Source organism: Agromyces sp. P2_B3 (assembly GCF_056404815.1).
This window is the reverse complement of record NZ_JBFUDH010000002.1, coordinates 368,672-391,705: the sequence shown is the minus strand read 5'-3', so window position 1 is coordinate 391,705 and position 23,034 is coordinate 368,672. Positions and strand designations below refer to the sequence as shown.

Sequence of the window (23,034 nt, the reverse complement as noted above, 5' to 3'; positions counted from 1 at the left end):
CCCGCTCAGCCCGCGAGGAGCGAGCCGATCACCGACGGCACCGCCTCGGCGATGTCGAGGGCGGTCACGGGGCCGCCCTCGACCGCGGCGGACGCGCGCCGTGCCGCCTCGCCGTGCACCCACGACGCGGTGGCGGCGAGCGCGGTCAGCACCGTGGCATCCGTCGCGATCTGCTCGTGGTGGGTCGCGACGAGCGCCCCGAGGATGCCGCCGAGCACGTCGCCGCTGCCGGCGGTCGCGAGCCAGTGCGTGGGCGCGGTGACGGTGTACCGGCCGCCGTCGGGATCGCACACGTGCGTCACGGCGCCCTTGAGGAGCACGGCGACGCGGAGCTCCGCGGCCGCGCGCTCCGCCCATTCCCCGGGGGCCGACCGCACCTCCTCGACGCTCGCGGGAATCTCGCGGGACGTGAGGAGGCGTGCGAGCTCGCCGGCGTGCGGGGTGATCACGGTGGGCGCGGTGTGGGTGCCGACGAGGTCGAGCGCGCCGGCGTCGACCACGACGGGCACGTGCGCGGCGAGCGCGTGCGTGAGATCGCCGAGCAGCACGAACGAGCGGCGGTTCTGGTCGATCCCCGAACCGATGAGCCAGGCCTGCACGCGGCCCGGGGCGGTGACGGTCTCCGGCCTGCGGTCGAGGACGGCGCGGGCGGGCACCCGGTGCCCGATGTAGCGCACCATCCCGACGCCCGCGCGGTGGGCCGCCTCCACCCCGAGCACCGCGGCTCCCGGGAACTCGGGTGACCCGGTGACGACGCCCAGCACACCGCGCGAGTACTTGTCGTCGTCGGGCGCCGGCGCCGCGATCCATCCGGCCGCGTCTTCGGCCGTCCACTCCTGCCACCCGGTGGTCATCCACCAACGATAGGTTGGGGTGGATGCCGCCGACAGTCCCCGCCCCGATCAGCCTCGCGCCTCGTGTCGTCGTGTTCGACTACGGCGAGGTCATCTCCCGTCCGCCGAGCGACGCCGACCGCGCCGCGCTCGTCGCCCGTGCCGGCGTCGACGCCGACCGGTTCTGGCCCGCATACTGGGCGCATCGTGAGGCGCTCGACCAGGGCACGGCGTCGATCGCCGAGTACTGGTCGGCGGTCGCGGCCGAGGTCGGTGCCGACTGGAACGACCTCGACGTGCACGAGCTCTGGGCGATCGATCACCGTGGGTGGCTCAGCGTCGACGGCGGCACGCTCCAGGTGCTGCACGCACTCGCCGACGGCGGCACGCGCCTCGCGCTCCTCTCGAACGCCGGTGCCGACTTCTCCGGCTGGCTGCGGGCGGGCTCGTTCGCGCCGCTCTTCGAGCGCGTCTTCGTGAGCGGCGAGCTCGGCATGGTGAAGCCCCACGCCGAGATCTACGAGCACGTCATCGACGAGCTCGGCATCGCGCCAGGGGAGCTGGTCTTCATCGACAACAAGTCCGAGAACGTCGAGGGCGCCCGCGCCGTCGGCGGCGACGGGCACGTATTCACCGACGCCGCCGCGCTCGAGGCGTGGCTGCGGGAGCTGGCCGCGTGAGCGCCGATCCCGGGGCCGCGTCGGGCCCGGCGCTGTTCCGACCGATCACGATCCGCGACCTCACGATCCGCAACCGGGTGTGGGTGCCGCCGCTCTGCCAGTACTCGGTCACCGAGCGCGACGGCGTGCCGCACGACTGGCACCTCGTGCACCTCGGGGCGATGGCCGCGGGTGGGGCCGGGCTCGTCGTCGCCGAGGCCACGGCAGTCAGCCCCGAGGGCCGCATCTCCGACCACGACACCGGCCTCTGGAACGACGAGCAGGCCGAGGCGTGGAGTCGCATCACCCGGTTCATCCGCTCGCAGGGCGCGGCATCCGGCATCCAGCTGGCCCACGCGGGCCGCAAGGCGTCGGTGTGGCCCGAGTTCACGCGCCGCAATGGCTCGCAGCCCATCGACGAGGGCGGCTGGCCGACCGTCTCGGCGTCCGCCGTCGCGTTCGACGGGCTGCGGGAGCCCGAGGCACTCGACGATGCCGGCGTCCTGGGCGTGATCGAGGACTTCCGCATGGCCGCGCGTCGAGCCGTGGCCGCGGGGTTCGACGTGGTCGAGGTCCACGCCGCGCACGGGTACCTCGTGCACCAGTTCCTCTCACCGCTCTCCAACTTCCGCGACGATCGGTGGGGCGGCAGCCTTCAGAACCGGGCCCGCCTGCTGCTCGAGCTCGTGCGGGCCGTGCGTGCCGAGATCGGCGAGCGGATGCCGCTCTTCGTGCGGTTCTCCGCGACCGACTGGACCGAGGGCGGCTGGGACGAGGCGCAGACCGCGACGGTCGCCCGCTGGGCCGAGGAGGCCGGAGCCGACTTCTTCGACGTCTCCACCGGCGGTCTCGTGCATGCGCCCATCCCCGTCGCGCCCGGCTACCAGGCGCACCTCGCCGAGTACGTCGGCGACCATGCCGGCGTTCCCGTGTCGGCGGTGGGGCGCATCACCATGCCCGACGAGGCCGAGCGGCTCGTGGCATCCGGTGAGGTCGATGCCGTGATGTTCGGCAAGGCGATGATGCGCGATCCGCACTTCGCGCTGCGCGCCGCGCACGAGCTCGGGGCCGACACGTCGATGTGGCCGCCGCAGTACCTGCGGGCGCGGCCCGAGGTGAACGACGGCGAGTGGTGACGAGCGGGCAGGTCAGGACGATCCGGCGGCCGAGCGCATCTTCATCGCCATCTGCATCATCTCGGCCGACACCTGGCCGATGGCGAAGATGTTGTCCTCGCTGTCGCTGAACCAGGCGCTCCGCTCGTCGCCGAGCACGGCGACGCCGTCCTCGGTCTTCAGGCCGGGCAGGTCGTAGTCGTGGAAGACGACCCCGTGCGTCCGCAGCTCGGTCATGTCGCGGTCGAGGTCGTCGGTCATGAGGTTGAACGCGGTGTTCTTCGCGGTGCCCGCGAAGTCGGTGCGATAGACCATCACCACGGTGCCGCCCACGTCGTAGAAGAGGGCCTCTCCTTCGCCGTCCTCATACACGGGGTCGCGGCCGAGCACGTCGTGCCACCACTTCTTGGCGCGGTCGATGTCGGATGCAGGGAGCACAGCGGTGGCCATGAGCTTCTCGAACATGATGTTTCCTCGGATCCTCGGGTCGGCGTCAGTCTACGCCGACCCGGGGAACGCCGAAGGCCCGATCCGGGCCTCGGTCAGCCGCGACGCGTCGCGTCCTGCACCTCGCCGACGAGCTCCTCGATGATGTCCTCCAGGAAGATCACGCCCGTCGTGGTACCGTCCTCGTCGAACGCGCGGGCGACGTGCGTGCCGAGGCGGCGCATGGTCGCCAGGGCGTCCTCGAGGTCGGTGCCGTCGTAGATCGACACGAGCCGGCGCACGCGTTTCGCGGGCAGCGGATCGTCGAACTCGTCGTCGTCGAGGTCGATGACGTCCTTGAGGTGCACGTAGCCGTCGGGTTCGCCGTCGTCGCCGACGATCACGTAACGCGAGAAGCCGTGACGGGCGACGGCCCGCTCCACGTCGCCGGGCGTGGCCGTCGGGGGCAGGCTCACGAGGGCCGACATCGGCAGGGCGACGTCGTGCACGCGCTTGGTGGTGAACTCGAACGCCGCGGTCAGGGTGCCGCTCGCGTCGTCGAGCACGCCCTCGCGGCGCGACTGGTCGACGATCGTCTGCACCTCCTCGAGCGTGAAGGTGGAGTTCGCCTCGCTCTTCGGCTCGACTCCGAAGAGCCGCAGCACGCCGTTCGCGGTCGCGTTCAGCGCCACGATGATGGGCCGGAAGAAGCGGGCGAGGAGGACGAGCGGCGGCGCGAGCAGCAGCACGGCCCGGTCGGGCACCGAGAACGACAGGTTCTTCGGCACCATCTCGCCGAAGACGACGTGCAGGTACGACACGAGCACCAGCGTGATGACGAACGCCACCGTCGACACGACCGCCTCCGACCAGCCGGTCAGGTGCAGCGGCGCCTCCAAGAGGTGGTGGATGGCGGGCTCGGAGACGTTCAGGATCAGGAGCGAGCAGATCGTGATCCCGAGCTGGCTCATCGCGAGCATGAGGGTCGCGTGCTCCATGGCCCAGAGAGCGGTCTTCGCGCTCCGGCTGCCCTGTTCGGCGAGCGGCTCGATCTGCGACCGGCGCGCCGAGATCACGGCGAACTCGGCGCCGACGAAGAACGCGTTGGCGATCAGGAGGACGAACAGCCAGACGATGCCGATCCAGTCGCTCATCGGGCCACCCCCTCGGCGTCGGCGCCCTCGGCCACGGGCGCGGGCGTCGGCACGAACCGCACCCGGTCGATCCGGCGGCCGTCGAGCCGTTGCACCACGAGCGTGCCCTCCTCGACGGGCACCTCGTCGTCCACCGACGGGAGCCGGCCGAGCTCGGCGATGACGTAGCCGGCGACGGTCTCGTAGTCGCCGTTCTCGGGCACTCGGATGCCGGTGCGCTCGAGCAGCTCGTCGGGCCTGAGGATCCCGGGGAAGCTGATGACGTCGCCGCGGCGCACGATGCCCGCACGGGTGCGGTCGTGCTCGTCGGCGACCTCGCCCACGAGCTCCTCGACGAGGTCCTCGAGCGTGGCGACGCCCGCCGTGCCGCCGTACTCGTCGACTACGACGGCCATCTGGAAGCCGCGCGCACGGAGCTCACCGAGCAGCATGTCGAGCTTCATCGTCTCGGGCACGCGCAGCGCCTCGGACTGCAGCGCGGAGGCGGGAACCTCGGAGCGCCGCTCGCGCGGGACGGCGACGGCCTGCTTCACGTGCACGAGGCCGACGATGTCGTCGAGGTTCTCGTCGAACACGGGGAATCGGGAGTAGCCGGTCTGCCGGGCGAGCTCCAGCACGGCCTCGGCGGGGTCGTGCCGCTGCACGGCGGCGACGCGCGGGCGGGGGGTCATGACGTCGGATGCATCGTGGTCGGCGAACCGCAGGGTGCGGCCGAGCAGCGTCGCGGTGTCCTGCTCGAGCAGGCCGGCGCTCGCTGAGCGGCGCACGAGGGAGGACAGCTCCTCGGCCGAGCGGGCGCCCGACAGCTCCTCCTTGGGCTCGATGCCGACGCTTCGCAGCAGGGCGTTGGCGCTGCCGTTGAGGAGCGCGACCGCCGGCCGGAACACCCAGGTGAAGGCGCTCTGGAACGGCATCACGAGCACCGCGGTCTGGCGGGGCAGGGCGAGCGCGAAGTTCTTCGGCACGAGCTCGCCCAGCACCATCGACAGCAGCGTGGCGATGACGATGGCCGTGGTGGCGCCGATGGGCCGCACCATCCCCTCGGGCAGTCCGAGCGCGGTCAGCGGCCCCGCGAGGAGGCTGCTGATGGCGGGCTCCATCGTGTACCCGGTGAGGAGCGTGGTGAGCGTGATGCCCAGCTGCGCGCTCGACAGGTGGGTCGAGGTGATCTTCAGCGCCGAGATCGTCAGGCCGAGGCGGGTCTCGCCGCGTTCGCGCCGGGCTTCGAGCTCCGCGCGATCGAGGTTGACGAGCGCGAACTCGCTCGCAACGAACAAGCCCGTGCCGATCGTGAGGAGGAGTCCGATGCCGAGGAGAATCCACTCAGACATCCGCACCTCCCCGTTCGGTCACGGGCGAGGGTCTATGGCCGGGCGTTTTCGCAGAGGGAGGATCGTCCATTGTGCCGTCCAGTATATCGGCGGCCGTCCGCCGCCGGCCGAGCCGTCACACACCCGTCACACCTCCGGATGGGACGCGACGTCGAGCGGATGCCGCGACAGCGGTCCGCTCGCTCATGTGAGGCATCCCTCATATGAGGCACCCCTCACATCAGCGGGACGGACGATGCCCCAGAACCAGACGATGCATGACGTTCGGGAGCGGTGGGCCCCTACTCCGACCGGGCGGACGTCCAACCCGTCGGACCTGCCGCGGGGGTGATGCCTGTGCACCAGGCGGCGGCATCCGCTTCCGCACGCCTCGCCGCGGCGGCACCGAACCGACGTTCGCGGGGCGCACCGGGCGCACGGGTCGGCGTCGCCGGCCATCCGCGAGCACCGGTCTCCGCCGAGCCGTAGCGGTGGCTCCACAGGTCGCACAGCGCACGCACCTCGTCGCCCAGTGCGAGGAGGAACTCCTCATTCAGTCGGTATCGACGCGACCGCGGCTGCACGGCGTCGACCTCCGAGACCACCGCCCCGACATCGCGCAGGGTTCGGAGCTGGTGCGACACCGCGCTCCGGGAGACGCGGCACTCCGACGTGACCACATCGCAGAGTTCGCCGGCACGGTGCGAGCCGACCGCGAGCACCTCGACGAGCCGTCTTCGTACCGGGTCGGCGAGCACCTCGAACGGATGAGCCATTGCGGGAGGCTACGTGAGACCCTCTCGGGCCGCCGCATCCCTCCACAGGCCGGCGCTACCAACTGACCGGCAGCGCCTTGCCCTCCTCGTAGCCCGCCGCCGACTGGATGCCCACGAGCGCGCGCTCGCGGAACTCCGCGATCGAGCGCGCCCCCGCGTAGGTGAACGAGCTGCGCACGCCCGACGTGATCATGTCGAGCAGGTCCTCGAGGGACGGGCGAAGCGGGTCGAGGTAGATCGACGACGACGAGATGCCCTCGGCGAAGAGCTCCTTGCGCGCGAGGTCGTACGGCGAGAGCCGGTCGAACCGCTCGCGCACCGCCTTCGTCGACGCCATCCCCCAGCTCTCCTTGTACAGGCGGCCCGACCCGTCTCGCTTGAGCGTTCCGGGCGCCTCGATCGTGCCCGCGAACCACGAGCCGATCATGACGGATGCCGCGCCGGCGGCCAGCGCGAGCGCGACGTCGCGCGGGTACCGCACGCCGCCGTCCGCCCAGACCGCCTTGCCCAGCTCACGGGCGGCCTGCGACGTCTCGAGCACCGCGGAGAACTGCGGACGTCCGACCGCCGTCATCATGCGGGTCGTGCACATCGCGCCGGGACCCACGCCGACCTTCAGTACGTCGGCGCCCGCCTCGACGAGGTCGGCCACGGCGTCGGCGGTGACGATGTTGCCCGCGACGATCGGCACCCCCAGGTCGAGCTCGCGCACGATGCCGATCGCCCGGACCATGCCCTCCTGGTGCCCGTGCGCCGTGTCGATCACGAGCATGTCGACGCCGGCGGCCACGAGGGCGCGGGCCTTGGCGGCGACGTCGCCGTTGATGCCGACCGCCGCGGCAACCCGGAGGCGTCCCGACGCGTCGACGTTCGGCTCGTAGATGGTGCCGCGCAGGGCGCTGCGCCGGCTCAGCGTGCCGACGACGCGTCCGTGCTCGAGCACCGGGGCGAACTCGAGCCCAGCGTCGGCCATGAGGTCGAACGCCCGGCGAGGCGAGTCCACGTCGTCGGCGTCGAGCGAGGCGAGGCCGCCGTGCACGAGGTCGCCGAGCCGCGCATCGCCGAGCGCCGTCGCGAGGCGTTCGGCGGCGATGGATCCGACGTACTGGTCTTGAGCGTCCTGCAGCACGATGCCGTGGCCGGCGACGGGCGGGAGCACCGCCAGCGCGTCCGCGACGGTGTCGTCGGGCGAGAACGCGTGGGGCGTGTCGAACCGGGGCGACTGGGCCTTCACCCAGCGGATCGCCTCGGCGAGGTCCTGCAGGTGCAGGTCCTGCGGCAACACGCCGAGGCCGCCCCGGCGGGCGAGCGTGACGGCCAGCCGGGGGCCGGTGATGGAGTTCATGTTGGCGGACACGATGGGCACGCTGGCGCCCGAGCCGTCGTCGGGAGCGAGCGAGACGTCGAGCCGGCTGGTGACTCCGGATCGGCTGGGAACGAGGAACACATCCGAGTAGGTCAGGTCGTGGCTCGGGGCCGTCCGGTAGAACTCCATGCGCCCCACGCTACCGCCGCAAGGGCGGCGCCCGACCTTCGCAGAGGGGTTTAGGCTTGTGTGGGTGATCGGGCACGGTGTGCGTGCGCGCACGGGCCGATCGCCGGCAGAGAAATCCAGCATCAATGGAGAGAGTGGGCGAGAGGCTGTGTCGAGCCAATTGACCGGGTCGGGATCCGAAGAGACGACGGCGGGCGAATACGGAGCCAATGAGTGGCTCGTCGACGAGATGTACGAGAAGTACCTCGCCGACCCCGATTCCGTCGACAAGACCTGGTGGCCGGTCCTCGAGCACTACCGTCAGGTGCGCACCGGTGCGGTCGAGGGTGGCCTGAACGGGCAGCCGGATGCCGCGAGTCCCACGTCCTCCGAGGCCTCCGCCGCCCCGTCGACCACGACGTCCGAGGCCGCCGCGCCCGCGGCATCCGCCCCCGCGCCCGAGGCGCCCGCGCCGGCAGCTCCCGCACCCGCGGCATCCGCCCCCGTTGCCGAGGCGCCCGCCGCTGCCCCGGCCCAGCCCGCGGCATCCGCCCCGGTCACCGCCCCGTCGCCGATCATCGGCCAGGCGCCCGAGGCGCGCACCACCTCGGTGGCCCCCCGCACGGCGCCCGTGCCGGCCGACGTGCCGATCACGAGCCCGCAGCCCGTCATCGCCGGTGCGCCCCGCGAGGACGAGGTCGTCCCGCTGCGCGGCCTGCCGAAGACCCTCGCCGCGAACATGGACCAGAGCCTCACCGTGCCGACCGCGACGAGCGTGCGCACCGTGCCGGCGAAGCTCATGATCGACAACCGCATCGTGATCAACAACCACCTCCGCCGCAGCCGCGGCGGCAAGGTGTCGTTCACGCACCTCATCGGCTGGGCACTCATCCAGGCGCTGAAGGAGTTCCCGAGCCAGAACGTCTCGTACGCCGAGGTCGACGGCAAGCCCTCGTTGGTGAAGCCCGCCCACATCGGCCTCGGCATCGCCATCGACATCCCCAAGCCCGACGGCACCCGGGCGCTGCTCGTGCCCGCCATCAAGCGCGCCGAGACCATGACGTTCAACGAGTTCCTGAACGCCTACGAAGACCTGGTCCAGCGTGCGCGGCAGAACAAGCTGACCGCTGACGACTTCAAGGGCGCCACGATCTCGCTCACGAACCCGGGCGGGATCGGCACCGTGCACTCGGTGCCCCGGCTCATGAAGGGCCAGGGCTGCATCATCGGCGCCGGCGCCCTCGAGTACCCGGCCGAGTTCCAGGGCTCCTCCGAGAAGACCCTCGCGAACCTCGCCATCGGCAAGACCATCACCCTCACGTCGACCTACGACCACCGCGTCATCCAGGGCGCCGGCTCGGGCGAGTTCCTGAAGAAGGTGCACGAACTGCTCATCGGGCAGCGCGACTTCTACGAGAACATCTTCGCCGCGCTCCGCCTGCCCTACGAGCCCATCCGCTGGGCACCCGACATCTCGGTCGACATCGCCAGCGCGATCGACAAGACCGCCCGGGTGCAGGAGCTCATCAACGCGTTCCGCGTGCGCGGCCACCTCATGGCCGACATCGACCCGCTGGAGTACGTCCAGCGATCCCACCCCGACCTCGACATCGCGAGCCACGGCCTCACCTTCTGGGACCTCGACCGTGAGTTCGTCACGGGCGGGTTCGGCGAGAAGCGCACCGCGCTCCTCCGCGACATCCTCGGCGTGCTCCGCGACTCGTACTGCCGCACGATCGGCATCGAGTACATGCACATCCAGGACCCCGTGCAGCGACGCTGGATCCAGAACGAGGTCGAGCGCAAGTACGAGAAGCCGACCCACGACGAGCAGATGCGCATCCTGGGCAAGCTCAACGAGGCCGAGGCGTTCGAGACGTTCCTGCAGACCAAGTACGTCGGCCAGAAGCGGTTCAGCCTCGAGGGCGGCGAGTCCGTCATCGCCCTGCTCGACGAGATCCTGCAGGGCGCCGCGAAGGACGGCCTCGACGAGGTCGCCATCGGCATGGCGCACCGCGGCCGGCTCAACGTGCTCACGAACATCGGCGGCAAGACCTATGGCCAGGTGTTCCGGGAGTTCGAGGGCAACATGGACGCCAAGGTCTTCTCCGGCTCGGGCGACGTGAAGTACCACCTCGGCACCGAGGGCACGTTCACCGCCGACGACGGCCACCAGATCCCCGTCTCCCTCGCGGCGAACCCGTCGCACCTCGAGGCGGTCGACGGCGTGCTCGAGGGCATCGTGCGGGCCAAGCAGGACCGCAAGCCCATCGGCACCTTCTCGACCCTGCCGATCCTCATCCACGGCGACGCGGCCATGGCCGGCCAGGGCATCGTCGTCGAGACGATGCAGATGTCGCAGCTGCGCGGCTACCGCACGGGCGGCACCATCCACGTGAACATCAACAACCAGGTGGGCTTCACCACGGTGCCGGGCGACGCGCGCTCGTCGATCTACTCGACGGATGTCGCGAAGACCATCCAGGCCCCGATCTTCCATGTGAACGGCGACGACCCCGAGGCGGTCGTGCGGGTGGCCGAACTGGCCTTCCGCTACCGGCAGGAGTTCAAGCGCGACGTCGTCATCGACCTCGTCTGCTACCGCCGCCGCGGCCACAACGAGGGCGACGACCCCTCGATGACCCAGCCCCTCATGTACAACCTCATCGAGGCGAAGCGCTCGGTGCGCAAGCTCTACACCGAGGCGCTCGTCGGACGTGGTGACATCACCGAGGAGGAGTACGAGGAGGCGCACCGCGACTTCCAGGACCGCCTCGAGCGGGCCTTCGCCGAGACGCACGCCGCGCAGACCGGCGCGATCCCGATCATCGGCGCCACGGAGTCGACGCGTGCCGACGAGGTCGTCTCGGGCGAGCTCGAGACCACCGGCGTCGCGACCGAGGTCGTGCACGCCATCGGCGACGCGTTCGACAACAAGCCCGCCGGCTTCACGGTGCATCCGAAGATCCAGCAGCTGCTCACCAAGCGCTACGACATGAGCCGCAACGGCAAGATCGACTGGGGCTTCGGCGAGCTGCTCGCCCTCGGCTCCCTGCTGCTCGAGGGCACTCCCGTGCGCCTCGCCGGCCAGGACGCCCGCCGCGGCACGTTCGTGCAGCGCCATGCCGTGCTGCACGACCGCATGAACGGCCAGGAGTGGCTGCCGCTGCAGAACCTCTCCGACAACCAGGCCAAGTTCTGGATCTACGACTCGCTGCTGAGCGAGTACGCGGCGATGGGATTCGAGTACGGCTACTCGGTCGAGCGGGCCGACGCGCTCGTGATGTGGGAGGCCCAGTTCGGCGACTTCGCGAACGGCGCCCAGATCATCATCGACGAGTTCATCTCCTCGGCCGAGCAGAAGTGGGGCCAGCGCTCGAGCGTCGTGCTCCTCCTCCCCCACGGCTACGAGGGCCAGGGGCCCGACCACTCGAGCGCCCGCATCGAGCGGTACCTGCAGCTCTGCGCGGAAGACAACATGACCGTGGCGCGTCCGTCGACGCCCGCGTCGTACTTCCACCTGCTGCGTCGCCAGGCGTACGCGCGTCCGCGTCGGCCGCTCGTGGTCTTCACGCCCAAGGCCATGCTGCGCCTCCGCGGCGCGACGAGCGAGGTGGCCGACTTCACGAGCGGCCGGTTCGAGCCGGTCATCGACGACGCCCGCATCGACGACAAGGCCGCCGTCAAGCGGGTCGTGTTCGTCTCGGGCAAGATCTACTACGACCTCATCTCCGAGCTCGAGAAGCACCCGAACCCCGAGATCGCGGTCGTGCGCCTCGAGCAGCTCTACCCGCTGCCGAAGGACGAGCTCAAGACGGTCGCCGACAGCTACCCGAACGCCGAGCTCATGTGGGCGCAGGACGAGCCCGAGAACCAGGGCGCCTGGCCGTACTTCATCATCGAGACGAACAAGCTGGGCCCGCGTCCCGTCGCGGTCGTCGCCCGTGCCGCCGCGGCCTCGCCGGCCACCGGCTCGGCCAAGCGCCACGCCGCCGAGCAGGCCGACCTCGTGCGCCGGGCGCTCACGCTGTAGCCCGTCGCACGCACGCGAACGAAGAGCGGATGCCGCGTGGCATCCGCTCTTCGTCGTCCCGGGTGCGCCGGCCTCAGGCCCGGTGCGCCGGCTCGTGCGCTTCCTCGGTCGACTCCACCGGCGAATCACGGAGCGCGTCGGCGGCGCTCTCAGGCGCCGCGCCCACGACGGCCGCCGCCGCCTCTCGCGTCATGCCCAGGTCGACGGGCGAGCGCCACAGCTTGGACGGCCACCAGATCGCCCGGCCGATGTCGTACGCCAGGGCGGGCACGAGGAGCGAGCGCACGAGGAACGTGTCGAGGAGCACCCCGAAGGCGACGATGAACGAGATCTGGGCGAGGAAGAGGATCGGCAGCACGCCGAGCGCTGCGAACGTCGCCGCGAGCACCAGGCCGGCCGACGTGATCACCCCGCCCGTCACGACCAGTCCGCGCAGCACGCCCTCGCGCGTGCCGTGCCGCACGCTCTCCTCGCGCACCCTCGTCATCAGGAAGATGTTGTAGTCGACGCCGAGGGCGACGAGGAAGACGAAGCCGAACAGCGGGACGACGGGGTCGGCGCCGGGGAATCCGAACACCCCGTTGAACACGACCGCGGAGACGCCGAGCGCGGCGGCGAACGAGAGCACGACCGTGCCGATCAGCAGGAGCGGCGCGACGATCGACCGCAGCAGCAGCATCAGGATGACGAGGATCACGGCGAGCACGAGCGGGATGATGAGGTTCCGGTCGCGGATCGACGCGTCCTTCGTGTCGAGGGCGACCGCCGTGGTGCCACCGACGAGCACCGGGGCGTCAGCCGTGGAGACCTCCTCGAACTGGGCCCGGAGGTCGGCGACCACGGCCTCGGCGGCGTCGGAGTCGGCCGCGTCCTCCAAGGTCGCGTCGAGCTGCACGCGACCGTCGATCACGGTCGGCTCGCCGGCGGGGGTTCCTGGAGGACCGAGCGGTTGGATACCGTCCTCGGTGACGGGCAGCGAGCCGCTCGGGGAGTCCTCCGACACGACCGTCACCGCGTCGACCCCGTCGGTGGCGAGGAGCACGTCGGCGACGTCCTGCAGCTGGTCCTCGCTCGCGATGACCACGGCCGGGGTACCGGAGCCGCCCGGGAAGTGCTCGCCGAGCAGCGCCTGCCCGTCTCGGGCCTGCGACTCCCCCAGCACGAACTCGCTCGACGGCACGCCGTCGGCCTTGAGCTGCGTCATCCCGAGGGCGAGCACCGCCAGCACGAGCGTGGACACCACCCACGTCACGCGGGGTCGCCGCGCGATGAGGCGCGCGACCCGCGGCCAGATGCCACGGCGTCCGACGACGTCATCGGCCTCGACGTGGACGCTGAACTTCGGGCGCACTGGCCAGAACGCGGCACGCCCGGCCCAGAGCATGAGCGCCGGCAGCAGCGTGAGCGACGTGGCCAGGGCGAAGAGGATGCCGATCGCCGACACCGGGCCGAGGATCTTGTTCGAGGTCAGCTCGCTCGCGAGGAGCATCAGGAGTCCGGCGATCACGGTGCCGCCCGAGGCGAGGATGGGCTCCCACGATCCGCGCAGGGCGGCCCACGTGGCATCCCACTTGCCCTGATGCGTGTGCAGCGCCTCGCGATAGCGGGCGATGTACAGCAGGGAGTAGTCGGTCGCCGCCCCGATCACGAGGATGAAGAGGATGCCCTGCGTCTGCCCGTTGAGCACGAGGATGTCGGCGCGGGCCAGTGCGACGACCGCGAGCACCGAGCCGCACAGCGCGGTCAGGCTGGTTCCGAGCACGATGACGGGCAGCAGTGGCGAGCGGTAGACGATGACGAGGATCAGGAACACGGCGGCGAATGCGACGATGAGGAGCAACCCGTCGATGCCCGCGAACGCCGCCTTGAGGTCGGTGGTGAAGCCGGCCGGGCCGGTGACCGCCACCTCGAGCCCGTCGCCCGCCGTCTCGTCCACCTGCGCCCGCAGCGCGTCGACCGCCACGTCGACCTCCGCACCGGCATCCACCTGCACGAAGACCTCGGCGGCGGCGCCGTCCTCCGAGAAGACGGGCGGCGACACGCCGTCGTCGACGACGCCCTCGACCTCGGCGAACGCGGCCGCATCGTCCTCGATGGCGGCCGTGTCCTCGTCGGTGAGGCCGCCGTCGCGTGCGTAGACCACGATGGCAGGGATCACGTCCGCGGAGCGGAACTCGGCCTGCAGGTCCTGCACCCGGGTGGACTCGGCCTCGGCGGGCAGGAACTGCGACTGCTCGTTCTCCACGACGTCGCTCAGCGCGCCGAAGGAGGCTCCACCGGCGCCGAACGCGCCGAACCAGAGCAGGATGAGGACGGTCGGGATGAGGACGCGGAGCCACGTGGGGACGCGTGAGGGGCGGGGGTCTGAGCGGTCTGCAGGTTCCATCCTGACCGACGCTACGGGCCGGTCAGTCCCCAGCGCGTCGTCCGAAAGACGGAACCGGTGGGTCTACTCGACGAGCGCGCCGTGTCCGGCCTGGTAGGCGCGGATCCTGGTGAGCACCACGGCGCGCAGCTCCTCGGGAGCGCTCTCCTTGCAGGCGCGCTGCACGACCTCGGTGATCGCGACGCCCACCCGGAGCTCGGCCTGGCAGTCGGCGCAGTGCTCCACGTGCTCGCGGATGTCCGCGGCGTCCTCGCGTCGGAGTTCGTGGTGCAGGTACTCCTCGAGTTCGGCTCGTGCCTTCTCGCAGCCGCAGTCGGTCATCTCGTGCTCCTCGGCATGCTCTGTCTCCTCGTCGGTTGAGGCGCCGCACCCGCCGCGAAGCCCTGCTCGCGTGCGTAGTCGGCGAGGGACTCGCGGAGCAGCCGCCTGCCACGGTGCAGGCGGCTCATCACGGTCCCGATGGGGGTGTTCATCATGTCGGCGATCTCCTGGTAGGAGAAGCCCTCCACGTCGGCGAAGTAGACGGCGAGGCGGAAGTCTTCGGGGAGCGCCTGCAGGGCGTCCTTCACGGCACTGTCGGGCAGGTGGTCGATCGCCTCGGCCTCGGCCGAGCGGCTCGAACGTGCCGTCGTCGACTCGGCGCCGCCGAGCTGCCAGTCCTCGAGGTCGTCGATCGTGCCCTGGTAGGGCTCGCGCTGCTTCTTGCGGTAGCTGTTGATGAAGGTGTTCGTGAGGATCCGGTACAGCCACGCCTTGAGGTTGGTGCCCTGGGTGAACTGGCCGAACGCGGCGAAGGCCTTGACGAACGTCTCCTGCACGAGGTCCTGCGCGTCGGCGGGGTTCTTCGTCATGCGGAGCGCGGCGGCGTAGAGCTGGTCGATGAACGGCAGCGCCTGCTCCTCGAAGAGCTCACCGAGCGGGCGGGCCTCGTCGGGCGCGCCGTCGTTCGTCGTGGGGTCGATCTCGTCGGCAGTCATCACCGGCCATCCTAGATCGTCGGCCGTGGCGACCACTGGGCGTTCCATCACCGCAAGCGACACGCGCACCATCTCCTTCCGCGTCTCGGACGCTACTGTTGATAACCGATGCAGATTTCGAGGTATTCCGCACCCGAGTTCGATCCGTACGGCGAGGCCAGGCAGACCGAGCCCGACGACGGCTGGGCTGCGCCCGTCGCCACCGCTCCGCTCGAGTCCGTCGTGGCCCTTCCCGGGTCCAAGTCACTCACCAACCGCGAGCTCGTCCTCGCCGCACTCGCCGACGGCCCGTCGACCCTGCATGCGCCGCTGTGGTCGCGCGACAGCGAGCTGATGCTCGAGGGCCTGCAGGCCCTCGGCACGAGATTCGAGCGGATGCCGGGCACCGGCGGATTCGGCGACGACGTGCGGGTCATCCCCGCCGACGAACTCCTGGGCTCGACGACCATCGATTGCGGCCTGGCCGGCACGGTCATGCGGTTCCTGCCACCCGTGGCCGCGCTGGCCCTCGGACCCACCACGTTCGACGGCGACGAGGGAGCGCGACGCCGTCCGATGGGTGGATCGATCCACGGCCTCCGCGACCTCGGCGTCGACCTCGACGACGACGGCCGCGGCAGCCTCCCGTTCACGGTGCACGGCACCGGACGCGTGACCGGCGGCGTGCTGGAGATCGACGCGTCGGCGTCGAGCCAGTTCGTCTCGGGCCTCCTGCTCGCCGCGGCCCGCTTCGACGAGGGCCTCGACCTGCGCCATGTCGGCGAGCGCCTGCCGAGCCTCCCCCACATCGAGATGACCATCGACACCCTGCGGGCGCGCGGCGTCGAGGTCACGAGCCCCGAACCGGGCCGATGGCTGGTGGAGCCGGGGCCGATCCGCGCCATCGACGTGGCCATCGAGCCCGACCTCTCCAACGCGGCGCCGTTCCTCATCGCGGCGCTCGTCGCGGGCGGGCACGTGACCATCACCGGATGGCCGGCGGAGACGACCCAGGTCGGGGCACAGCTCGCGCAGCTGCTGCCCCGGTTCGGTGCCCGGATCGCGCTCGACGCCGATCGCCTCACCGTGCGCGCACCCGAACCCGGAGCCGACGGAGGCCGCGGCATCCGTGGCGTCGACCTCGACCTCTCTGAGGCCGGCGAGCTCGTGCCGAACCTCGTGGCCCTCGCGGCGTTCGCCGACGGCCCGAGCACCTTCACCGGCATCGGGCACATCCGCCACCACGAGACGGATCGGCTCGCCGCGCTGACCGCAGAGCTCAACGGCCTCGGCGGTGCGGTGACCGAACTCGACGACGGACTGCGCATCGAGCCGGCGCCCCTCACCGGCGGGCCCTGGCGCGCCTACGCCGACCACCGCATGGCCACCACCGGCGCCATCGTGGGCCTCGCCGTGCCGGGCGTCGTGGTCGACGACATCGGCTCGACCTCGAAGACCCTGCCCCAGTTCACCGCGCTGTGGGAGCAGATGCTCGCATGACCTGGTGGGACGCCGACGACGCAGACGAGGACGAGCCCGAGTTCGACGAGTCCGACGTGCGGGTGCGGCCCAACCGCCGCGGCAGCCGGCCCAGGAGCAAGAACCGGCCGGAGCACGCGAACGCCGTCCCGGGCGTCGTGCTCGGCGTCGACCGTGGCCGCTACGCCGTCCTCATCGACGAGGGCGGACCCGACGAGCGCGAGATCACCGCCGCGCGCGCGAGCGAACTCCGCCGCAAGTCCGTCGTCACCGGCGACCACGTCGACCTCGTCGGCGACACCACCGGCGAGGAGGGCACGCTCGCCCGCATCGTCCGGATCGGCGAGCGCTCCACGCTGCTCAGGCGCAGTGCCGACGACACCGACGAGGTCGAGCGGATCATCGTCGCGAACGCCGACCAGATGCTCATCGTCGTGGCCGCGGCCAATCCCGAGCCGCGCATCCGCCTCGTCGACCGCTACCTCGTGGCCGCGTTCGACGCCGGCATCCAGCCGCTGCTCGTCATCACCAAGACCGACCTCGCCGACCCCTCGGAGTTCCTCGAGAACTTCGCGGGGCTCGACCTCCCCGTCTTCCGCTCGAGCACCGACCGGATGCCGCTCGACGAGATCACCCGCGCACTCGTCGGGCATCGCACGGTGTTCGTGGGCCATTCGGGCGTGGGCAAGTCGACCCTCGTGAACGCGCTGGTTCCCAGTGCCCACCGCGCGATCGGTCGGGTGAACGAGGTCACCGGACGCGGACGCCACACCTCGTCGTCGACGGTGTCGCTGCGGATCGAGGGCGAGGCCGGCACCGGGTGGGCGATCGACACCCCCGGCGTGCGCTCCTTCGGCCTCGGGCACGTGAACCCCGCCAACATCCTGGGCGCCTTCACCGATCTCGCGCGCATCGCCGAGAACTGCCCTCGCGGGTGCACGCACCTGCCCGATGCGCCCGACTGCGCCATCAACGAGGCCGTCGAGGCGGGCGAGCTCGGCGAGACGGGCCGAGCCCGGGTCGACTCGCTGCAGCGGCTGCTCACGACCTTCGCCTGAGCGTCGCGCCGGCCGACGTGCCTACGATGGACGGATGACCGACGCACGTCTCGCCCCCGGCGACCTCGCTCCAGACTTCACCCTCGACGACCAGGACGGCTCGCCCGTGACGCTCTCGTCGCTGCGCGGCTCCCGGGTGCTCCTGTACTTCTACCCCGAGGCCATGACGCCCGGTTGCACCACCGAGGCCTGCGACTTCCGCGACAACCTCAACTCCTTCAAGGGCGCCGGCGTGCGCGTGGTCGGCGTCTCGAAGGACGATGTCGCGAAGCTCAAGCGGTTCGCCGAACGGGACGGGCTGAACTACACCCTGCTCTCCGACGAGGATCTCGCGGTGCAGCAGGCCTACGGCGTGTGGGGCGAGAAGCTCCTCTACGGCAAGACCGTGGTGGGGTCCATCCGGTCGACCTTCGTGATCGGCGAGGACGGACGCATCGAGCGCGCCTGGTACAACGTCAAGGCCACCGGGCACGTCGCCCGCGTGCGTCGCGAGCTCGGCCTCGACGGCTGAGCGTCAGGCGCCGTCGGGCGCCCGGTCCACGTCGCCCGGACGCGTGTACGCGATCCGCACCGGCGCCCACAACAGGAGCCCGATCACCGTGATCGCGGGCACGAGCAGCAGCCAACCGACATCCGGTCGCGCGAAGAGCCCCTGGAACGCGCCGACGGCGATCGACACCTGCAGCACCTGCCACACGATCGCAGCGGCACGCGACCAGGGCGCCCGCCGGATGGAGGCCACCGCCACCGCGGTGACCCAGATCGCGCCGATCACCACGAGCACGATGAGCGCGATGGCCGTGGCGTACGACGACGGTTCGAGCGCCAGCAGGTCGACCACGAGCCAGACCACCACGGCGACGAGCGCGGCCGCCTCCAGGAAGAGCAGTCCCGTGACGGTGACGAGCGCCGCTCGCACTCCTCCGGAGCCGGATGCCTCGCGCGGCATGTTCGGCTCGGGGCCGTCCTGATTCACAGCGTTATCCCAAACACGGCTATTGATTCGATCTCTCCGCTATGCGACCATTTATGAGGCCGAATTGATGCTCACAGGGACGTGAGCCGATCAGTCATGATCCTACTTCCCGATATTCGGCTTTCCCCCTGCAGCACAAAGCCGAACACGGCTGGCGCAATCGTGCGCGTCTGCGATCGAAGTACACGCAAGGAGCATCTCCATGGATTGGCGCGACAAGGCCGCCTGCCTCACCGCAGACCCGGAACTCTTTTTCCCGGTCGGCAACACCGGTCCCGCCGTCGACCAGATCGAGAAGGCGAAGGCCGTCTGCGGCCGCTGCACCGTCACCGAGATCTGCCTGCAGTACGCCCTCGAGACCGGCCAGGACTCGGGCGTCTGGGGCGGTCTCAGCGAAGACGAGCGCCGCGCCCTCAAGCGCCGCGCCGCGCGCGCCCGCCGCGCCTCCTGAGGGCAGCGCCCCACCGGGGCGCGCCGTCGCCACCCGGCCGCGGCTCGACCGCTATGCCGGCGTGATCCAGCGCAACGGCACGTCGATCGTGACCTCGGTGCCGCGACCCATCACCGTGTGCCAGTCGATGGTCCCGCCGAGCTCGCCCTGGATCAGGGTGCGCACGATCTGGGTGCCGAGACCCTCGCCGACCTTCCCCTCGGGGAGTCCCGAGCCCGTGTCGCGCACCTGGACGGTGAGCGTCGTCGGCGAACGGTCGGCGGTGATCTCGACGTCACCCTCCTGACCGGCGAGTCCGTGCTCCACGGCGTTCGTGACCAGCTCCGTGAGGGCCAGCGCGAGCGGCGTGGCGTACTCGCTCGGCAGCACGCCGAACGACCCCGAGCGCTTGGGGTGCGCCGTGGTGTTGTGCGCGGAGGCGACCTCGGCGACGAGCAGCAGCGCCCGGTCGAACACCTCGTCGAAGTTCACGTTCTGCGTGAGGCCCTCGGAGAGGGTGTCGTGCACGACGGCGATCGCCCCCACTCGACGCATTGCCTGCGTCAGCGCGTCGCGCGCCTCGTCCGAGTGCGTGCGACGAGCCTGGATGCGCAGCAGCGACGCGACGGTCTGCAGGTTGTTCTTGACGCGGTGGTGGATCTCGCGGATGGTCGCGTCCTTGGTGATGAGCTCCTGCTCCTGGTGGCGCAGCTCGGTCACGTCGCGACTCAGCACGATCGCCCCGATGCGCTCACCCCGATGCCGGATCGGGATGGCCCGCAGCGACACGGTCACGCCCCGCGACTCCACGTCGGTGCGCCACGGCGCCCGGCCGGTGACCACCAGGGGAAGGGACTCGTCGACCACGAGCTTTCCGCTCAGCAGGCGCGTCGTGACCTCGGCGAGCGACTCGCCCTCGAGCTCGTCCTCGAAGCCCATGCGGTTGAAGGCCGACAGGGCATTGGGACTCGCGAAGGTCGTCACGCCGTCGAGGTCGAGGCGGATGAGTCCGTCCGACGCCCGGGGAGCGCCGCGACGTGGCCCCGTCGGGGCACCGAGGTCGGGGAAGTCGCCCGACGCGATCATCTGGAAGAGCTCCTCGGCGCACTCGTTGAACGTGAGTTCCTGCCGGCTGGCCGCCCGCGTGGCTCCGAGGTTCGTGTGTCGCGTGATCACTGCGACCGGCTCGGGCGCCAGGTGGGTGCCGGTTGCCGAGAGCCGCCGCATGACCGGCACGGCACGCACCCGTGTGGGCATCTCCTCGTACCAGTCGGGTGCGGAGGAATCGGTGATCCGTCCCGACTCGAACGCGCCCGTCACGAGCTCTCGCCACTGCGGCTTGATCTGCTGGCCGACGAAGTCGCGGTAGAAGAGCGTCGCGGCGCTCGATGGGCGGGCGTGGGCCACCGCGACGAAGTCGTCGTCGCCCGACGGCACCCAGAGCACGATGTCGGCGAAGGCGAGGTCGGCGAGCAGCTGGAGGTCGCCGACGAGCATGTGCAGCCAGTCGACATCGGCCTGACTGCTGCGGCCCTGGGCGAGGACGAGTTCACTGAGGGTCGACACAGACCCAGCGTAGTGCGCGGTTCAGGATGCCGCCGCGAGACGTCCGCCGGCTGCGGCTCGACGTCAGCCGGCCGCGGTACGGCGCATCGGAGCGAGCGCGAAGCCGCGCCGCCGGACGGGCTCGGGCACGGGGAGGACGTGATCGAGCACGTACTCGCGCAGCGCGGCGCGCAACGGGCTGCGTGGTGCGGCATCGCGCAGCGTGCGCGCCGTGAGGATGGCGGCATCCGTCGAACGGCCGTCGTGCGGAAGGAGCGTCGCCTCCGCGATGGCGGCGAACCGCCGGAGCGTCTGCCGCACCTGGGCGTGCGCGTCGATGCCCAGCGCCGCGGCCCGCACGCGGTTCACGACGACGTCGACTCGGTCGGCGTCGACGAGCTCGACGAGCTCGCCGTGGCCGCGCAGCAGCCTCGACAGCCCGACCGGGTCGGCGAGCCCGACCGCGATGACCCGGTCGGCGGCCGCCAGGCATGCGAAGGTCGCGGCATTGCGGCGCGGCGCGAACTGGTCGCTCGTGAGCTCCTCGTCGCGCTCGAGGCTGAATCCGGTGTCGATGACGACGTATTCGACCTGCGCGGCAATGGCCTGGATCGCCGCCGTCACGCGATCGTGTGCGAGCTCGGGCCAGCGACTCGGCCCCACGAGGCCGGTGAACACGTCGAACGAGGCACGCGGCGCCGAGTATCGCTGCACGATGCGCTCGAGCTCTGCGCGGTCGAGCGCGTCCCCGCCCGCCAGGCGGCACGCCGAGGCGAACCCGGGCGCCTCGTCGAGCAGGCCCAGCGATGGTGCGACGGCGCCGCCGTAGGGATCGGCGTCGACGAGTGCGACCGTGTGGCCGGCGGCGGCGATCTCGGCGGCCACGTTCACGGCGAGCGTGGTTCGACCCGGCGCGCCTGCCGGACCCCAGACGGCGATGACCTCTGCCGATCGGCGGGCCGCGCCGCTCGCCGCCTCGCCGACGCGCGACGGCACGGGAACGCCGCCTCGGACGAGAATCTCGATCTCGCTCCACGTCGCCGACCGATCGACCACCTCGTGCAGGCCGAGCTGCGTGGCATTCGATCGCTCGCCGTCGCCGCCGGCGAGTGCGATGACGCGGATGCCCCGTTCGTCGCACGCGTCGAGCAGCTCGGCGCTGAGCGTGACCCGGCCGGCGCCGACGAGCACCACGTCCGGCGCCAGCACGTCGAGGCTGTCGACCACGTCTCGCCACCCGACCAGCCGTGCCACGACGGTGTGGCCGTGCTCCACCACGTCGGCGAGGAGGCGGTCTTCGGTCGCCGGGTCGAGCGCGAGCGCCAGCCTGGTCATCGGGGCTCGCTCACCCGCGCCGGTACGAGGTCGATCGCATCCTCGGCGGCGAGCGCCTCGAGCAGCGCCGCGACCTTCTCCCGCGGGATCACGAGCTCGACCGAGGCGGCGCCTGAATCCACCATGCCGCCAGCCTCCTGGATTCCGGCGACCTCGGCGCCCGCGACGAGCACGGCCGGGGGTTCGTACGCGCCGCGTTCGATCTCGCGTGCCGACCAGACGTCGACGGTGGAACCGACGCGGAGCTCGCTCGGGAGCGTGCCGCGACTCGGGACCACGACCGTCGCGAGGCCGGTGCGGTCGACCTCGTCGACGGCGGAACGCGGCACCAGCTCGCCGGCTTCGATCGTGCGAGTGGCCACGAGCCCGCCGTCGCCGACCGCGTCGGGCGCGAGGTACCGGTCGGCTGTCGAACCGAGCCGCACCGATTCGACGACGAGGTCATCGGCGTCCAGACGCGTGCCCGCGGTGACCGTGTCGCGAACGGAGTAGACCTCGATGGCGTCGTCGAGGCCGTTCACGAGTGCCCACACGCCCGTCGTGGAGGCCGCGACGAGCACGATCCCGATGACGAGGCGCGGGTCGAGGCGGAGGGCGCCGCGCTCCGAGCGGGCGGGTCGACGAGCCATCGGCGTCCTTCCAGGGGTGTGGGTGCAGAGCGGTCGGCGCGAACGCCGGCATCCATCGTCACCCGAACCCGGGAGGACCCTGCGAAGTTATCCACACCTGCCCATCGCATCCGACGACAGGTCGATACTGGTCTCATGACCACACCCGGTTCAGGCGACGAGATCGGCCGCTTCCTGACGGTCGCCGACGCGGCTGAGCTGCTGGCGGTCGATGTCGCGACGGTCGACGAACTCATCCGCTCGGGCGAGTTGCCGGCCATCCGGGTCGGCACGTCGGGGCCATGGCGGGTAGAGCGCACGCAACTCGAGCTGTGGATCGACGACCAGTACGAGGCGACGCGCCGGCACTCCCTCTGGAACCAGGGCGAGTTCGCGAACGTGACCGAGCTCTCGGGCGCGCGGACCGCCCGCCTCCGCCCGGTCGACTGAACCGCCGGTCGACAGACCTGCCAGGTCGACA

21 protein-coding genes are annotated in these 23,034 nt (G+C 71.1%); 8 read left to right on the top strand and 13 right to left on the bottom strand.

Going from position 1 to position 23,034, the window contains the following annotated elements:
- Window positions 1-5: 5 nt before the first annotated feature.
- Window positions 6-854, bottom strand: a complete 849-nt coding sequence (locus AC1DZA_RS04640; protein WP_476771891.1) for an ADP-dependent NAD(P)H-hydrate dehydratase — start codon at window positions 852-854, stop codon at window positions 6-8.
- 23 nt (window positions 855-877) lie between these two features.
- Here AC1DZA_RS04640 and AC1DZA_RS04635 point away from each other — a divergent pair, with 23 nt between their 5' ends.
- Both AC1DZA_RS04635 and AC1DZA_RS04630 read left to right on the top strand, forming a co-directional pair.
- Window positions 878-1,513, top strand: a complete 636-nt coding sequence (locus tag AC1DZA_RS04635; RefSeq protein ID WP_476771890.1) for an HAD family hydrolase — start codon at window positions 878-880, stop codon at window positions 1,511-1,513.
- The gene (locus AC1DZA_RS04630) at window positions 1,510-2,628 is read left to right on the top strand and encodes an NADH:flavin oxidoreductase/NADH oxidase (protein WP_476762929.1); all 1,119 of its coding nucleotides are present in this window, start codon (window positions 1,510-1,512) and stop codon (window positions 2,626-2,628) included. The genes AC1DZA_RS04635 and AC1DZA_RS04630 overlap by 4 nt, the downstream gene beginning before the upstream one ends.
- Window positions 2,629-2,640: 12 nt before the next feature.
- On the opposite strand, the gene AC1DZA_RS04625 is transcribed toward AC1DZA_RS04630, so the two are convergent.
- From AC1DZA_RS04625 to guaB1, 5 genes are all read right to left on the bottom strand, one after another.
- Window positions 2,641-3,072, bottom strand: a complete 432-nt coding sequence (locus AC1DZA_RS04625) for a VOC family protein (RefSeq protein ID WP_476762930.1) — start codon at window positions 3,070-3,072, stop codon at window positions 2,641-2,643.
- A 77-nt stretch (window positions 3,073-3,149) separates the two neighbouring features.
- Window positions 3,150-4,187: a hemolysin family protein gene (locus AC1DZA_RS04620; protein ID WP_476762931.1), complete on the bottom strand. Its 1,038-nt coding sequence runs from the start codon at window positions 4,185-4,187 to the stop codon at window positions 3,150-3,152.
- Window positions 4,184-5,518 carry a hemolysin family protein gene (locus AC1DZA_RS04615; protein WP_476762932.1) on the bottom strand — a complete coding sequence of 445 codons (1,335 nt, stop codon included), beginning with the start codon at window positions 5,516-5,518 and terminating at the stop codon, window positions 4,184-4,186. Before AC1DZA_RS04615 ends, AC1DZA_RS04620 begins: the two co-directional genes overlap by 4 nt.
- A gap of 281 nt (window positions 5,519-5,799) precedes the next feature.
- A complete protein-coding gene (locus tag AC1DZA_RS04610; RefSeq protein WP_476771889.1) occupies window positions 5,800-6,273 on the bottom strand; it encodes an ArsR/SmtB family transcription factor in 474 nt (157 codons plus the stop codon).
- 55 nt (window positions 6,274-6,328) lie between these two features.
- Window positions 6,329-7,768, bottom strand: a complete 1,440-nt coding sequence (gene guaB1, locus AC1DZA_RS04605; RefSeq protein WP_476771888.1) for a GMP reductase — start codon at window positions 7,766-7,768, stop codon at window positions 6,329-6,331.
- A 148-nt stretch (window positions 7,769-7,916) separates the two neighbouring features.
- On the opposite strand from guaB1, the gene AC1DZA_RS04600 reads away from it, so the two are divergent.
- A complete protein-coding gene (locus AC1DZA_RS04600) occupies window positions 7,917-11,780 on the top strand; it encodes a multifunctional oxoglutarate decarboxylase/oxoglutarate dehydrogenase thiamine pyrophosphate-binding subunit/dihydrolipoyllysine-residue succinyltransferase subunit (RefSeq protein WP_476771887.1) in 3,864 nt (1,287 codons plus the stop codon).
- Between the two features lie 73 nt (window positions 11,781-11,853).
- On the opposite strand, the gene AC1DZA_RS04595 is transcribed toward AC1DZA_RS04600, so the two are convergent.
- From AC1DZA_RS04595 to AC1DZA_RS04585, 3 genes are all read right to left on the bottom strand, one after another.
- Entirely contained in the window at window positions 11,854-14,166 is a 2,313-nt protein-coding gene (locus AC1DZA_RS04595) for an MMPL family transporter (protein WP_476771886.1), read from the bottom strand.
- A gap of 63 nt (window positions 14,167-14,229) precedes the next feature.
- Window positions 14,230-14,487, bottom strand: a complete 258-nt coding sequence (gene rsrA, locus AC1DZA_RS04590) for a mycothiol system anti-sigma-R factor (RefSeq protein WP_159603199.1) — start codon at window positions 14,485-14,487, stop codon at window positions 14,230-14,232.
- The gene (locus tag AC1DZA_RS04585) at window positions 14,484-15,191 is read right to left on the bottom strand and encodes a sigma-70 family RNA polymerase sigma factor (protein WP_476771885.1); all 708 of its coding nucleotides are present in this window, start codon (window positions 15,189-15,191) and stop codon (window positions 14,484-14,486) included. The genes rsrA and AC1DZA_RS04585 overlap by 4 nt, the downstream gene beginning before the upstream one ends.
- A gap of 60 nt (window positions 15,192-15,251) precedes the next feature.
- Here AC1DZA_RS04585 and aroA point away from each other — a divergent pair, with 60 nt between their 5' ends.
- Genes aroA through bcp form a run of 3 tightly spaced genes read left to right on the top strand, consistent with a single transcriptional unit; the run spans window position 15,252 to window position 18,170 of the window.
- A complete protein-coding gene (aroA, locus tag AC1DZA_RS04580) occupies window positions 15,252-16,622 on the top strand; it encodes a 3-phosphoshikimate 1-carboxyvinyltransferase (protein WP_476771884.1) in 1,371 nt (456 codons plus the stop codon).
- Entirely contained in the window at window positions 16,619-17,659 is a 1,041-nt protein-coding gene (rsgA, locus tag AC1DZA_RS04575; RefSeq protein WP_476771883.1) for a ribosome small subunit-dependent GTPase A, read from the top strand. Before aroA ends, rsgA begins: the two co-directional genes overlap by 4 nt.
- Window positions 17,660-17,693: 34 nt before the next feature.
- Window positions 17,694-18,170, top strand: a complete 477-nt coding sequence (bcp, locus tag AC1DZA_RS04570) for a thioredoxin-dependent thiol peroxidase (RefSeq protein WP_476762240.1) — start codon at window positions 17,694-17,696, stop codon at window positions 18,168-18,170.
- A 3-nt stretch (window positions 18,171-18,173) separates the two neighbouring features.
- On the opposite strand, the gene AC1DZA_RS04565 is transcribed toward bcp, so the two are convergent.
- The gene (locus AC1DZA_RS04565) at window positions 18,174-18,635 is read right to left on the bottom strand and encodes a hypothetical protein (protein ID WP_476762241.1); all 462 of its coding nucleotides are present in this window, start codon (window positions 18,633-18,635) and stop codon (window positions 18,174-18,176) included.
- 202 nt (window positions 18,636-18,837) lie between these two features.
- On the opposite strand from AC1DZA_RS04565, the gene AC1DZA_RS04560 reads away from it, so the two are divergent.
- Window positions 18,838-19,086: a WhiB family transcriptional regulator gene (locus AC1DZA_RS04560; protein WP_022881603.1), complete on the top strand. Its 249-nt coding sequence runs from the start codon at window positions 18,838-18,840 to the stop codon at window positions 19,084-19,086.
- 51 nt (window positions 19,087-19,137) lie between these two features.
- On the opposite strand, the gene AC1DZA_RS04555 is transcribed toward AC1DZA_RS04560, so the two are convergent.
- From AC1DZA_RS04555 to AC1DZA_RS04545, 3 genes are all read right to left on the bottom strand, one after another.
- Window positions 19,138-20,631 carry a sensor histidine kinase gene (locus AC1DZA_RS04555; protein ID WP_309973131.1) on the bottom strand — a complete coding sequence of 498 codons (1,494 nt, stop codon included), beginning with the start codon at window positions 20,629-20,631 and terminating at the stop codon, window positions 19,138-19,140.
- A gap of 63 nt (window positions 20,632-20,694) precedes the next feature.
- Entirely contained in the window at window positions 20,695-21,945 is a 1,251-nt protein-coding gene (locus tag AC1DZA_RS04550; protein WP_476771882.1) for a CpaE/TadZ family protein, read from the bottom strand.
- Window positions 21,942-22,574 (bottom strand): hypothetical protein, encoded by a 633-nt coding sequence (locus AC1DZA_RS04545; protein WP_476771881.1) that lies wholly within the window; start codon window positions 22,572-22,574, stop codon window positions 21,942-21,944. Before AC1DZA_RS04545 ends, AC1DZA_RS04550 begins: the two co-directional genes overlap by 4 nt.
- Window positions 22,575-22,709: 135 nt before the next feature.
- On the opposite strand from AC1DZA_RS04545, the gene AC1DZA_RS04540 reads away from it, so the two are divergent.
- Window positions 22,710-23,003: a helix-turn-helix domain-containing protein gene (locus AC1DZA_RS04540; RefSeq protein ID WP_309973136.1), complete on the top strand. Its 294-nt coding sequence runs from the start codon at window positions 22,710-22,712 to the stop codon at window positions 23,001-23,003.
- Window positions 23,004-23,034 lie beyond the last annotated feature (31 nt).